Source organism: Roseofilum sp. (assembly GCF_982964205.1).
This window is the reverse complement of sequence record NZ_CEZBFX010000001.1, coordinates 64,593-78,279: the sequence shown is the minus strand read 5'-3', so window position 1 is coordinate 78,279 and position 13,687 is coordinate 64,593. Positions and strand designations below refer to the sequence as shown.

Here is a 13,687-nt window from a genome sequence, read left to right as displayed (position 1 = left end):
GAGTTCAAGATATGCGCTTTCAGGAATTTATGCCCGATGTCTTGCATTGGTTAGGCTTAACCCGCATTGACCGGTTGGTGTCCATGAGTAACATGAAATATGATGCGATTACCAATTCAGGAATTGAAGTCATTGAGCGCGTTCCTATTCCTCCTGAGTTAATTCCCAAAGATGCACAAGTTGAGATTACGGCCAAGCGGGCGGCTGGATATTATGCACCCGAGGAAGTTCCCGATCTAGCAATGCTAGAAGAAACATTAGGTCGGGGGTTAGAGGGATAGGGATTAATTCCCATCCGTTAGCATAAATGACCGATTCAACGAACTGGGTAGGATGCGGCGTTGAAGTAACCTGAGTTCGGGATAAGAGAATTTGACCACTGATTTAATGATGGCATGGGAATTGAGAGCAATTATAGAATCAGGATTTCAGCTTATCCAGAACCCAGGCGATCATAACAAACGAGATTACATTAGCAAGCCTCAAACTGAGGATTACGCAAAATGGGTATGAATTGTCCCCATTCCCAGTCACTATCAGGTGCAGATTCTTCTCGGATTAGTTTTTCTGCCCACTTAGGAGACTCTGATTTATATTCACCGTCCCAAGCTTCATGGGTAGAAGGGGAAGGAGAGGAATTTCGGGTTTTAAGGATGTTGTTCATAGTTGGCTGCTTCAGTCCTCAGGTAGATGCCTGCTTTTTCTCAGTCAGTTCACTTAATCTCTTGTTTTAAATCTTTCAGAAAAAGCATGAGCTTAAGATTTAACTATTAGGATAATCGTTTTTTTTTCTGTCTGACAAGGATCAATACCTAATCTTGGCCGAATCTTTGCAATTTCATGGATTCTACGGAAGTTTTCTCAAAAATCCCAAAATTTACAGAGATTTTAATAATTTCTGATGAGTTTTGATCGCAGATCCTTTAATTTTGCGAGAAAGGCGAGATTGACCATATGCGTGTTATTGAGGAGGTATAATTAATTATTTTCCTCTATCAACCTCTGATTTTTTCTCCATTCAAACTGTGTCATGCCTCAAAAATTGCTCGGTCAACTTACCGAAGTTTTTGCATAGCTCAAAGTTATGAATGAGCAATCTCAGGCTATCTCACTCAAGGATATAACATTTCTGTTTTGCGTGACATATGGCTCTCACCCCCTTTCCCCCCTGTTGCAGCAGCAGGAGAGGAGGAAAACATCGGTTACAAAAGGAATTGGAGTAACATGGGAGCCAATTGATTAATAATTCCCATAAACCCTCCCCGTCGTTTACCTTTTTTGCTTTCCTCGATCGCCTTTTCCGTCACGTCAATAAACTCTTGAGAGATTTCGGAGCCTTCCTCATTTCCTTGGGTGTCAAAAATAGTACGGGCTACTGTCCAATCGGCGATCGCCCCACTGCCATCTCCAAGTTGCAAACGACTTACCCCACGTCCTAAATAAGCGGGGGCGAAATTGGGATCGATCTGTAGGGCTAAACTATGTTTTTCCAGCGCTCCTCGATGATTTCCAGAACGAGCATCCACAAACGCTAACCGATAATAATCCTCTGGACTCAGAACTCCACCCGGAAATTCAAGTACTCCATTCAGAATCGCTGTATTAATAATTGCCCCTTCAATTTGGGCATTGGCCATATAGGCCCCACTCAAATTCGCCCCAGCCAAATTCGCCCCAGTCAGGTCAGCATAGGATAAATCTGTGCCCATTAAATTGGCTCCAGCTAAATTGGCTCCGGCTAAATTAGCGCGTCGCAGATCTGCCTTGTATAACAGCGCTCCCGTCAGATCTGCCCCACTCAAATTCGCTCCACTTAAATCTGCGTTATCCAGATTGGCAAAACTTAAATCGGCTCCTGTTAAGTCGGCATTCTCTAACTGAGCCATACTTAACCCTGACTCGCTCAGGTTACACATCGGACATTGCTTAGAAGAGAGGAGTTGTCTAAGATGTTCTAAATCTTCTGCTGCCACAGGAGTGGCTAAAGTGAAACCCAAAACGATAAGTGCGGTGGAGATTACTTTATTCATAACCCAAGTGCCATAGCCATCTGTTCTATCTTAAAGGCAGATGGGGAGATGGGGTAGGGGAATGGGGGAATGGGGGAATGGGAAGATTGTCTATTCCCTATTCCCTATTCCCTATTCCCTAGCCATTCCCATTTTTTAGAGTTTCGCGCCACATTCGGGACAGAAGTGGTTACTGGGGGCGTTTTTGGCTCCACAACTGGTGCAATAGAGTAACTCTAAAGACTGTTCCTTCTTGGGTGTAGGTAAGCCGAGCATTTGGGAATTGCTCTTACCCGGAGCCACCATGGGATAACAATTTTCGTCGCGGGTGACATGGGCATCAAGAACTACAGGGCCATCATAGGCCAGCATTTCGGCGATCGCCCCTTCGAGCTGATCCCGGTGATCAATCCTCATGCCTTTAATGCCATAAGCATCGGCCAGTTTCACAAAATCGGGCATTCCCACTTCCATATTGGTGGCAGAATAGCGCTCACCATAGAACGTTTCTTGCCACTGGCGTACCATACCTTGCCAAGCATTATTGACGATCGCCACTTTGACATTAATGCCATATTGGGCGATCGTTCCCAGTTCCTGAATATTCATCTGGATACTGGCATCTCCAGCAATACAAATTACCTGTTCATCCGGCAGAGCCACCTTCGCTCCCATCGCTGCGGGCACACCAAAGCCCATGGTTCCCAAGCCACCACTGGAAATCCATTGCCGAGGGCCATTTTCCAAGAATTGCGCTCCCCACATTTGGTGCTGTCCTACATCCGTTGTATAGAACGCATCAGGAGCTTGTTGACCAACGGAGTAGATCACCTCTTGGGGAGAGAGTTGCCCTTCCGGACGAGGAATAACTAGGGGATAGTCTGTGCGCCAGCGATTAATCCGCTCTAACCACAAAGTAGTTTTGGTTGGTTGACCCGATAGACCCATTTGATGACAGCGAGTCAGAAGATCGATCAATACTTGGCGCACATCGCCAACAATTGGAACTTCTGGGGTGCGGTTTTTACCCACTTCTGCTGGGTCAATATCAATATGAATCACTTGAGCGCGGGCGGCAAACTCATCTAATTTTCCGGTTACCCGGTCATCGAAGCGGGCCCCGACAGCAATTAACAGGTCGCATTCACTAACGGAAAAGTTAGCATAGGCTGTACCATGCATTCCCAACATCCCCACCGATAGAGGGTGTTTTTCATCAAAGGCCCCTTTACCCATAAACGTGGTGGTGAGGGGAATTTGGAACAGTTCAGCCAGTTCCTTGAGTTCCGCATGGGCCCCAGATGCGATCGCTCCCCCCCCAACGTAGAGTAGGGGACGTTCAGCTTCTTGCATTAAGGCGATCGCCTGATTAATTTGTCGAGGATTACCCTTAATAGTGGGTCGATAGCCAGGTAACTTAATCGTTCCGGGTTCTACGGGTACATAATCACATTCTTCTGTACCCACATCCTTGGGAATATCAATCAAAACCGGTCCCGGCCGTCCTGTACTAGCAATATGAAAAGCCTCAGCCACAATTCGAGCCATATCTTGGGCATGACGAACGACATAGGAATGCTTCACCACCGGCAGGGTAATCCCATAAATATCCGTTTCTTGGAATGCATCTGTACCAATGGCTGCTCGAGTCACCTGTCCGGTAATAACGACCATCGGAATCGAGTCCATTTGAGCTGTAGCGATACCCGTAACTAAGTTCGTTGCTCCAGGGCCAGAGGTTCCAAAACATACGCCCACTTTACCCGTAGCGCGAGCATAAGCATCTGCTGCATGGGAAGCCCCTTGTTCATGTCTGACTAAGAAATGTTTCAGTTCTCCATTGGCTTCGCAGCGATACAATTCATCATAAATCGGTAGAATTGCTCCCCCTGGATAACCAAAAATGTGCTTGACTCCGTGCCGTTTTAAGCTATCCATAAGGGCATATGCGCCCGTTCTTCGAGTAGCTATTACCGTTGTGGCTTGCATAGGTCTTCTCCTTCAGTTTACTTGCCTGATTAAATCGCTTTTGAATTGTATCGCTTCTATTTTCCAAAAATCCACACAATTTAACGCATATTTTAGAGTCTTTTTAATTCTTAAAATTTTAGCGCGACTTGCTGGTAATCGGGAGTCGGCAGTTGGGAGTTGGGAATTCATCCAATCCCCAGGTCTGGAGGGTCTCCGTCTACCACCATTGTGTACTCCTACTGTCTACTCCCCAGGACATAGTCTCCTAATTGAGCGTGAGCCACTTTTGTCCATTCAAACGGGTAATGACCCCAAAGACCAACAGACCCAGAGTAATTTTCCGTTCGTCAATCAAGAAGGGTTCCAGGGTGCTGGGTTTTGCACCATTCTGAGAATAGGAAAAGGCTCGTTGTCCTTTAATGTCTTCTTTAAAAAAGTAAACATTAAATTGGTGTTGACCATTTTTCCAGGTTCCAATCACTTGCCAACAGGAAGGTTCTTTTTCCATTCCTTGCACCGCTATTTGGGCTTGGGTAAAGTTGAGTTTCAGATCCGTAATGCCCTGCTTTTCTAAGCCCGCTTCTAGGGCAGGTAGATAATCCTCTTGAATAAATTCGGCAAAGGGTTTCTTTTCTGGAGCTGGGGGTTTTTCTTTTTTAGGTGCTGTGGTTTGTTCGTCTGCCATGGTTGAAGTCTGTAGAAACGGTTGATCTTCCTCATGATATAGCGCTTTGCGCTGGGAATGGTGAATAGGGAATGGACGATCTGTGTGTCTGCGTGTCCCTGTCACCCTATCTTCCTATCTCCCCGTGTCTGTGGGTTACAGTCGTACTGATGACAAGTTTGCCCTTGGATTATTTGTGCGCAGGGTTTTCAGCTTTTCGTAACACTCCCGTTCAGTTTTACTGAGCGTCTTGGGAACGGCGATCGCAATTTTCACTAACTGATCTCCCCGACTACCTTTTGGATTGGGCCATCCCTTACCCCGTAAACGCAAGGATTGACCATGGCGAATGCCAGCCGGAATACTCATTTGCACCCGTCCATCAGGAGTAGGCACTTCAATACTGGCTCCTAAAACCGCTTCTTCCGGAGAAATGGGCAGCTCACAAACTAAATTATCCCCCTCAAACTCAAAAAAACTATGGGATTGCAAGGAAACTGTTAGATACAAATCTGCCCGTTGCTGAGTTTGGGGATTAATACTCCCTTTTCCTCGTACCCGAATCCGAGTACCGGGTTTTGCTCCGGGAGGAATACGCACCTCAATGACTTCTGAACCTAAATTAATCCGCTTTTGCACCCCATGAAAGGCTTCTGCCAACGACAAGACAATAGAAGCTTCTTGGGGAACTGTACTGTTTTTTGGAGCAGAGCCATAACTGGCAAAATCCTCAAATCCACCAAACCCTGTAGAGCGTCCAGTACTGCGATAATTATAAGAGGTTTTGCGCCCCGTACTCGCTCCAGGGCTTCCTGTTCCCATCCGTCCCAGGAGTTCATTAATAAAGTCATCAAAGGTTGTATATTGACTAAAATCAAAGCCATTAAAATCAACACCAGGAGCTGTACCCCGTCCGTAACCGGATGATGTACCCGCTTGCTTCCAATATTGGCCAAACTGGTCGTATTTTTTGCGCTTTTCCGGATCGGACAAGACCTCGTAAGCCTCGTTAACCTCCTTAAACCGAGCTTCGGCTTGCTGATTTCCAGGATTCATATCCGGGTGGTATTTCCGGGCTAGACGACGGAAACTCTTCTTAATTTCATCCGCATTTGCACCGCGACTAACCCCCAACACCGAATAGTAGTCCTTAAAATCAGTAGCCACCATCATATGCTCCTTAACGCTCTTAAGTCTTTAGTTTAATGGTTTATATAGCAATACCAGCTTAAGGGTATCAAAGGTTAAGTCTGGCTTGGTGTTCGGTTGCGATCGCAATTTCCGAACCCCATGACAGTTCAGAAAGCGATTGCCCTCGCCTGATTCAATGGAGGGACACGGGGACATGGAGATGATATAATGCTTTGCCCTAGGGAATAGGGTTTTATTAAAGTGATGCCAGAAAATGTATTGTTGTTTTATATCCAGGAATTTGATTTACGCCGACGAAACTTTTCCCTTCTCCTGTACCCCTTTTCTATGAAAAGGGGTATCAAATCCCAAAAATCACAGGACACACCCATCTGTGTATCTCCCTCTCAATCATCATAGGGTCTCTTCCTGGGTTGATAAAAAATCAAATGATTCATCCCCTCACTCAGACTCGGAGGCGCACCCCAAAGCTGGCGGTACATAGTTAAGATTACCTCTTCAGGAACTTGGCGATCGCGCGATCGATTTCTCGCCAAACACTCCTGTAACCGGGTTCTCATCCAAATCCCGGTAATCGAAGAAAACTCCAACTCACGGCCAAGCCGAATCACATCCTGGCGGTTGGCTCGTTTCGCATTCGTTGCATCATAAATCGTTGGCGCTCCTTCGAGCAGAGCTGATTGAAACTGTAACCTGACCTGATTCCAGATTAATCCCCAATCCCCTTGAACTGCCGGATTTCCAAATAATTGCCGCCGAATAGCATCAGTAGAAACCAGTCGATAGGTCGGCCAAGCCGCCATCAACTGGTGAGCTAGGGTAGACTTCCCACTACCTGGAAGACCAATTAATAAAATCAGTCGGCAGGAGTTCGTCATAATCCTTGATTAAAAGAGGATCTCCATTACCCTAAATCTTGAGTGGACTAAATCACTGTACCATCGGGAATAGTGGCATTTTTAATAATCACCACCACTCCACCACGAATTAAAAAGCCTAGCTTTTCAGTCTCTTGATTGTTTCCTTCTTCCACCTGGTCTTTATTAATAATTTTGACATTGCGACCAATGCGAGCATTCTTATCAATAATTGCCCCTCGGATTGTGCTTCCTTCGCCAATTCCCACTGGAACCTTTCCTTTCTGAATCCCGGAGTGGCGTTCAGCAAACGGTTCGTAGAAGTCTGAACCCATCAGCATGGAATCTTGGATAACACAATCAGCTTCTACGCGCGATCTCACACCCAAAACCGAATGATGGATAGTACAATTCTTGAGAATACAGCCTTCTGCAACAATCGATTGAGTCACCTTCGCATCCAACAGTTTAGAGGGAGGTAAGAACCGGGAACGGCTATAAATCGGGGTGGTTTCATTATAGAAACTAAACGGTGGAGTCGGTTGTTCCGTTAGTGCCAGGTTTGCGTCATAAAACGCCTTAATGGTTCCGATATCTTCCCAATAATCATTGAACAGGTAGGCCTGCACTCTGTAATTCTGAGCCGCCGCAAAAGGTAGAACTTCCTTACCAAAATCTTTTTGCGTCGGATTTTCCGTGAGCAGTTTACCCATCAAATCTTTGTTGAAGACATAAATACCCATGGAGGCAATATAGGGCTTTTGTTTCGCTTCTTCTGGAGAAAGACCCAAAATGGTCGTATCCACCGCCATTTTTTTCAGATCATCTCCCTTGGGTTTCTCACTGAAATCAATGATTCGTCCCGTCTCATCGATTTTCATTAACCCAAAATCAGAGGCGCGTTCCTCATCAATAGGAACTACCGACAGGGTAATATCTGCCTGGCTTTCCCGGTGGTAGTTGATGAAGTCCCGATAATCCATACGGTACAGATGATCCCCCGATAGGATCAAATATTCATCAACTTCCCATTCTTGCATTAACCATAGATATTTACGCACGGCATCGGCCGTTCCTTCAAACCAACTGTCACGGTCATTAGCCGTCTGTTGAGCTGCCAGAATTTCTACAAAGCCTTCCGAGAAGCTAGAAAAGCTATAAGCGCGAGTCACATGGCGGTTTAGGGAAGCGGAGTTGAATTGAGTCAGAACATAGATTTTGAAAATCTCGGAGTTGATACAGTTACTGACGGGAATATCAATCAACCGGTATTTACCAGCTAAAGGTACGGCTGGTTTAGCCCGTAGTTTGGTCAAAGGGTACAGTCTGGTTCCTGCACCTCCTCCGAGAATAATCCCTAAGACATTTTTCACGAAAAAACCCTCTTATATCAAAAACCAATAACTTTCCTAGTCCAGTGTCTGACTGAACCGGGCAGTTGGCAAGGGGGATCGCCCAGGAGCTTGAGTTAAGGAACGGTTATGTGAGTAGGGGGAGGATGGGGAGATGGGGAATTGAAGAACTTTGAATTATTGCGATTCCCTTAATTTTTAAGGGTTAATTTTTTAAGGGGGGTTTGGGGTAGGATGAGGGCGATCGCGACTAATAAGGCCGTAACTAGATTTAAGTCTTGGGCCTGAAGTCCCATAAAATTGGCATTCAGGGCAACAGCGATCGCTAAACGATACGCCAGTGCGCCTAAAATGACGCTTAATGTGCCTTGAAAGATGGTTTTCCCAGGGATAAAGGTTTCGCCAATAATCACGGCGGCTAATCCAAGGACAATGGTTCCTACTCCCAGGGTGACATCAGCAAATCCATAAATTTGGGCAAAGAGTGCCCCCGCCAGAGCCACCAGGGCATTACTTAAGGCCATACCCACAATAATCATCATTCCGGGATCGACCCCTTGAGCGCGAGCCATGGTTGAGTTGGCACCAGTTGCCCGCAATGCCAAGCCCCATTGGGTTGCTAAGAGGGCATCTAGGCTAACTTTGAGCAAAATGACAATGATGACCAAAATGATGGGAATGACCACTTGACGGGGCACAGAGAGGCTATTCAGGGGACTAAAGAGGGTGGTTTCCCCCAAAAGGGGAACATTGGGGCGACCCATGATCCGCAGATTGAGGGAATAGAGGGCGATCATGGTGAGAATGCTAGAGAGCAGATTGAGGATCTTGAATTGTACGGTTAGCCAGGCAGTGCAAGCTCCTGAAAGTGCCCCAGCAGCGATCGCCACTGCTGTGGCAATGATAGGATGCATTCCATTCACAATTAAGGTGGCAGCTACAGCACCTCCAAGGGGAAAACTGCCATCGACGGTTAAATCGGGAAAGTCAAGGACACGAAAAGATAGATACACGCCTAAACCGACGAGACTATAGAGTAAACCCAGTTCAATGGCTCCTAAAAGGGCAGTCATAAGCAACAATTAATAATTAACAATTAACAATTATTCCCCATCCCCCCATTCCCCTAATCTACTACCGCATCGGCGCGATCGAGGACTGACGTGGGAAGAGTTACACCCATGGATTCGGCAGCTTTGGGGTTAACATACAGTTTTAGGGTATCGACAGATTCTACAGAGATATTACCAGGGGATTCTCCTTCCAGAATGCGGATAACTTGTTTGCCAGTTTGTCGGCCAACATCATAATAATCAAAGCCTAAGCTGGCGATCGTTCCCCGCTCTACCGAATCAGTATCTCCAGAATAAATACCAATTTTATTATCAATCCCCACTTGAATCACTGATTCTAGAGCCGAAACCACCGTATTATCCGTGGGGACATAAATTACATCGGCTTTCCCAACCAAATTTTGGGCAGCGGTGACTACACCACTGGAATTGGCAACGGTGGCTTCTTCGACGGATAATCCTTTAATTTGGGCTTGGTCTTTGAGTAAATTGACTAAGGAGACGGCGTTGGCTTCTCCAGCATTATAAATTACACCAATCGTCTTCAGATTAGGATTAATTTCTTGCATTAGGGACACATGGCGATCGATCGGAGATAGGTCGCTCACTCCAGTGACTAGACCACCGGGTCGATCGAGTTTTTCCACTAATTTAGCTGCGACTGGATCGGTGACAGCACTGAAAATCACGGGAATATCGGTACTGGCAGCAACGGCGGCTTGGGCGGATGGAGTGGCGATCGCCACAATGACATCCGGTTTTTCTGCTACAAACGCAGATGCAATTTGGGCGGCAGTTGCCGGTGAGCCTTGGGCGCTCTCCCACTTCCAGGTTAGGGTTCCTCCAGCCGTATATCCGGCTGCTTTTAACTCATCCTGTATGCCATCACGGGTAGCATCTAGAGCCGGATGTTCTACAATCTGAGTGACCGCCACAAAGGGCATGGTTTCCGAAGCAGGAGGAGCAGAGGAGTCTTGAGGGGTTTGGGGAGTACATCCCCAGTTCAGGGCAACGAACAGCGTTGTACTGAGTAAACTTGCAAAGGAGTTCCATCGTAGAGTCATAGGAGAATAGGGAATTAAGAAATTAAGGAATTAGGGAATAGGGAAAACCCGGTTTTACCGACTCCCTATTCCCTACTCTAATGGGAAACAGCAGGAATTTGAATCACAAAGGTTGCGCCCTGACCCAATTCAGAAACACAACTAAGTTGTCCTTGATGTTTTTCCACAATAATTTGATAACTAATGGCTAGTCCTAAGCCGGTTCCTTTACCCACAGGTTTAGTCGTAAAGAAGGGGTCAAACAACCGTTGACGAACTTTTTCACCAATTCCCGGCCCATTATCCTTTAGTTTAACTACGGCTTGGTTATTGTCGATCAATTCGGTCGTAATTGTAATTTTGGGTTCAGCTATATTAGACTCTTCCAATGCATCAATGGCATTACTGAACAAGTTCATAAACACTTGATTGAGTTGTCCCGGATAGCAGAAAATTTGGGGTAATTTACCATAATGTTTGATTACTTCTACCCCTGGGCGATCGCCTTTGGCTTTTAATCGATTTTGGAGAATCATTAAGGTGCTATCAATGCCTTCATGGAGATCGACCTTTTTCATTTCTGCTTCATCCAATCGGGAGAAGTTACGCAGAGATAGGACAATTTCCCGAATCCGTTCTGCTCCCACTTGCATCGAGTCTAGGAGTCGGGGTAAATCTTCACTGATAAATTCTAGATCGATCGCTTCAATTTCTTCTTCTATCTGTTCTGGTGGATCGCGAAAGGTTTCCTGATAGAGTTGTAAGAGTCCGAGAATATCAGCCGTATAATCTCTTGCCGGAACTAAATTACCATAAATAAAGTTGACGGGATTATTAATTTCATGGGCAACACCGGCTACCATTTGACCAAGACTCGAGAGTTTTTCGCTTTGAATCAGTTGGGATTGGGTGCGTTGCAGTTGTCTGAGGGTTTCTTCGAGTTCTTTGGCTTTGCGATCGGCGTTTTCAGCCGCTACAGTCGCCTGACGATAGAGTTCAGCTTGGCTAATCGCGATCGCCAACTGATCCGTGACAGTTTGTAATAATTCTACCTCATCCTCCGTCCATCGACGGGGGCCATCAAAATGGGCACAACTGACACATCCTAACTCACCATAAGCCGTTTTAATTGGTAAAAAGAGGATCGCCCGATATCCTCGGCTTTCATAAAGCTGATGAATTCCTGGATCTTCATGACTGAAGATATCATCCACTTGAAGCATTTCTAGATTAAGCAAATTATTCAACAGCGGATCGTCAGCCGCTACAGGAAAACACCCCAATGCGGTTGGTAAAGTTTCCGTTTTTGCTTCTTTGACCACATTCACATATCCATAGGGAGAAAATTCTGGAGTTTGTAGTTCTTCTTCTCCCTGGGACTGATACCAACTAAATAAACACTGATCCACCTGTAACAAATTCTGAATTTCCACCACCGCTATTTCCAAAATCTGGTCAAGATTCAAAGAATTACGGACTTGAGAAGCCAAACGGTTAATCAACTCCTCCCGTTGGGCCATTTCTCGATAGCGAGTCTCACTTTTACGAATAGCTTCTTCAGAGCGCTTACGCTGAGTAATATTCTGTATTAAAGCCATACCCGCCATAATGTATCCGTCATCATTTCTGACCGGTAGGGTCTGGATTGAATAACAGTTTTCCCCCAAAGAAATCTCAAACTGTTCCGTTTCTCCCGCTAACGCATTTTGGTAATGATATTCCATCAACTGACTGACTGATTGAGGAAAGATATCTGCGGGAGTTTCCCCTTCCAATTTGTCTTTAGCTAATCGCAACTTCCCTAATTCTCGGCCTTCTGCCAGGGTAAACCGGAGGTTAAGATCGAACAAGACGACTGCACCATCCGGAAAATTTTGAGCCAAGGTGCGATAGAGTTCTTCGCTTTTTCGCAAGGCCATCTCAGTTTCAAAGCGATAAGTAATATCATTATTAATTTCTAACAGGGCGGCTGGGTTCCCCTGTCTATCTCGCTGAAGCGTCCATCGACTGGCAACGGTTACTGGAGTTCCATCGCGCTTGGTTTGTTGTAATTCTCCTTCCCAATACCCTTGTTCTTGTAAAATGTGGTGAATGGTCGGTAAAGGGATACTAAATTCCGTCTGTAAGAGACTATGAATATTCTGATTAATCGCTTGCTGTTTTGTCCAACCATAGAGTTTATGGGCCCCATGATTCCAATATTTAATCGTTCCCTCTAAGTCAAGAATCATAATGGAATCATTGGCTAAATCCAGCATTTGTACATGCTGTCGTAGGGACTGTTCCACTTGTTGACGTTCTTCAACTTCCGCCGCTAGTTCAGCAGTTCTTTGTTCAACTCGGTCTTCTAAGGTATCTCGATATTGCTCTAATTTTCCCTCTGATTCTTTGCGACGGGTAATATCACGGGCAACCCAAACCACAGTATCCATATCTAAGGGAGAAACTTTGGCCGCTAACCAAAAAATTTGGTCATTTAGGGTCATCGAGTATTCTACATCAATTGTTTTTTGGGTTTCTAAGGAACGACGAAGATTGGCAAGTAGGCGATGGGCGTTTTCATCGGGCATGAGATCGCTGATTTTCATGCCATAGAGTTCAAGACGGTCTTGAGTAAATAGGTTACAGTTGGTTGGGGCAACTTCTAGGATGTGACCTTCGCGATCGAGGACGAGGATCAAATCGGTCATGGCTTTAAACAGGGCCCTTAACTGGGTTTCCTGTTGCAGAAGGCTTAGTTCTGCCTGTTTGCGTTCAGTAACTTCAATAAATAGGCCATCTAGGAGCAGTTCATTGGGAGTAAAGTTATGGGGTAGATCGTCTAAAAATTGTTGTTCTAGCGAGTGTTGAGTATCTGGGGGGGAAGTGGAGCAAGCGAGCCATTTAATTTGACCTGATGTGGTAATAATTCGGCCTTCCCAAGACCACGCCGATCGGTTTTGAATCGCTGTTGTGATAGAAGCTTTGTATTCTGATAAATCGTCAGGATGGATTAGTTCCTGAAACAGAAGGGGGTGTTGCTCGAGAGCATCTGGATCGAGCTCGCAGATTTTGGTGCAGCCTGGACTAACATAAGTGAATTGGATGGGGTGTTCCGGTTTAAGAAGGAGTTGACAGATAATTCCAGGGACATTAGCTGTAAGTTTGTTAAACCGATTCTCAATTTTCATCCAAGCCGCCTCTGCTCGTTTACGTTTAGTAATATTTTGGGTGAACATGATGAGACCATTAATTTCTCCGGAAGAATTATGCCAGGGGCGAATATCCCATTCGACCCATTGCAGTTTTCCATCTTCTCCGAAAAAATAATGTTCTTCACACCCTTCATAGTTTCCTAATAAGCATTCTGTATGAATGGGTTTCCATTGCTCTGGGCAATGGGGAAAGGTATCGTAGAAGGTGAGGTTGTTTAGGGGAGTATCCCTAAGACCATATTCACTCAGCCAGCGATCGCTGGTGAGTAAATAACGCATTTCTTGGTCGAACAAAGCCACAGCGGCAGGGGTTTGTTCAACAAATACTTTGAATAACTCTAGAGTAGAATTTGAACTGTCCATTCGCGAGCA

The 13,687-nt window shown here is 45.6% G+C and carries 10 protein-coding genes and 1 pseudogene; 1 reads left to right on the top strand and 10 read right to left on the bottom strand.

What is annotated here, in order from left to right; all coding sequences use genetic code 11:
- Positions 1-281: pseudogene (locus AC3A14_RS00365) on the top strand (GTP cyclohydrolase II); the annotation flags it as partial.
- Between the two features lie 191 nt (positions 282-472).
- On the opposite strand, the gene AC3A14_RS00360 reads toward AC3A14_RS00365, so the two are convergent.
- The 10 genes from AC3A14_RS00360 to AC3A14_RS00315 form a co-directional block, all read right to left on the bottom strand.
- Positions 473-664 carry a hypothetical protein gene (locus AC3A14_RS00360; RefSeq protein WP_487778889.1) on the bottom strand — a complete coding sequence of 64 codons (192 nt, stop codon included), beginning with the start codon at positions 662-664 and terminating at the stop codon, positions 473-475.
- Positions 665-1,202: 538 nt separating this feature from the next.
- Positions 1,203-2,030, bottom strand: coding sequence for a pentapeptide repeat-containing protein (locus AC3A14_RS00355; RefSeq protein WP_487778888.1), 828 nt, complete (start codon positions 2,028-2,030; stop codon positions 1,203-1,205).
- Between the two features lie 135 nt (positions 2,031-2,165).
- Positions 2,166-3,998 (bottom strand): biosynthetic-type acetolactate synthase large subunit, encoded by a 1,833-nt coding sequence (gene ilvB, locus AC3A14_RS00350; RefSeq protein ID WP_318731256.1) that lies wholly within the window; start codon positions 3,996-3,998, stop codon positions 2,166-2,168.
- Positions 3,999-4,245: 247 nt separating this feature from the next.
- Positions 4,246-4,665, bottom strand: a complete 420-nt coding sequence (locus tag AC3A14_RS00345) for a DUF2996 domain-containing protein (protein ID WP_318698574.1) — start codon at positions 4,663-4,665, stop codon at positions 4,246-4,248.
- A gap of 135 nt (positions 4,666-4,800) precedes the next feature.
- Positions 4,801-5,814 (bottom strand): DnaJ C-terminal domain-containing protein, encoded by a 1,014-nt coding sequence (locus tag AC3A14_RS00340; protein WP_271937702.1) that lies wholly within the window; start codon positions 5,812-5,814, stop codon positions 4,801-4,803.
- Between the two features lie 368 nt (positions 5,815-6,182).
- Positions 6,183-6,674, bottom strand: a complete 492-nt coding sequence (locus AC3A14_RS00335) for an AAA family ATPase (RefSeq protein WP_318731257.1) — start codon at positions 6,672-6,674, stop codon at positions 6,183-6,185.
- Between the two features lie 47 nt (positions 6,675-6,721).
- Positions 6,722-8,026 carry a glucose-1-phosphate adenylyltransferase gene (locus AC3A14_RS00330; RefSeq protein WP_318698511.1) on the bottom strand — a complete coding sequence of 435 codons (1,305 nt, stop codon included), beginning with the start codon at positions 8,024-8,026 and terminating at the stop codon, positions 6,722-6,724.
- Positions 8,027-8,196: 170 nt separating this feature from the next.
- Positions 8,197-9,084, bottom strand: coding sequence for an ABC transporter permease (locus AC3A14_RS00325; protein WP_413038656.1), 888 nt, complete (start codon positions 9,082-9,084; stop codon positions 8,197-8,199).
- Positions 9,085-9,131: 47 nt separating this feature from the next.
- Positions 9,132-10,142, bottom strand: coding sequence for an ABC transporter substrate-binding protein (locus tag AC3A14_RS00320; RefSeq protein WP_318698513.1), 1,011 nt, complete (start codon positions 10,140-10,142; stop codon positions 9,132-9,134).
- A gap of 77 nt (positions 10,143-10,219) precedes the next feature.
- On the bottom strand, positions 10,220-13,678 hold the full coding sequence (locus tag AC3A14_RS00315) for a PAS domain S-box protein (protein WP_318731258.1): 3,459 nt from the start codon (positions 13,676-13,678) through the stop codon (positions 10,220-10,222).
- Between the last annotated feature and the right edge of the window lie 9 nt (positions 13,679-13,687).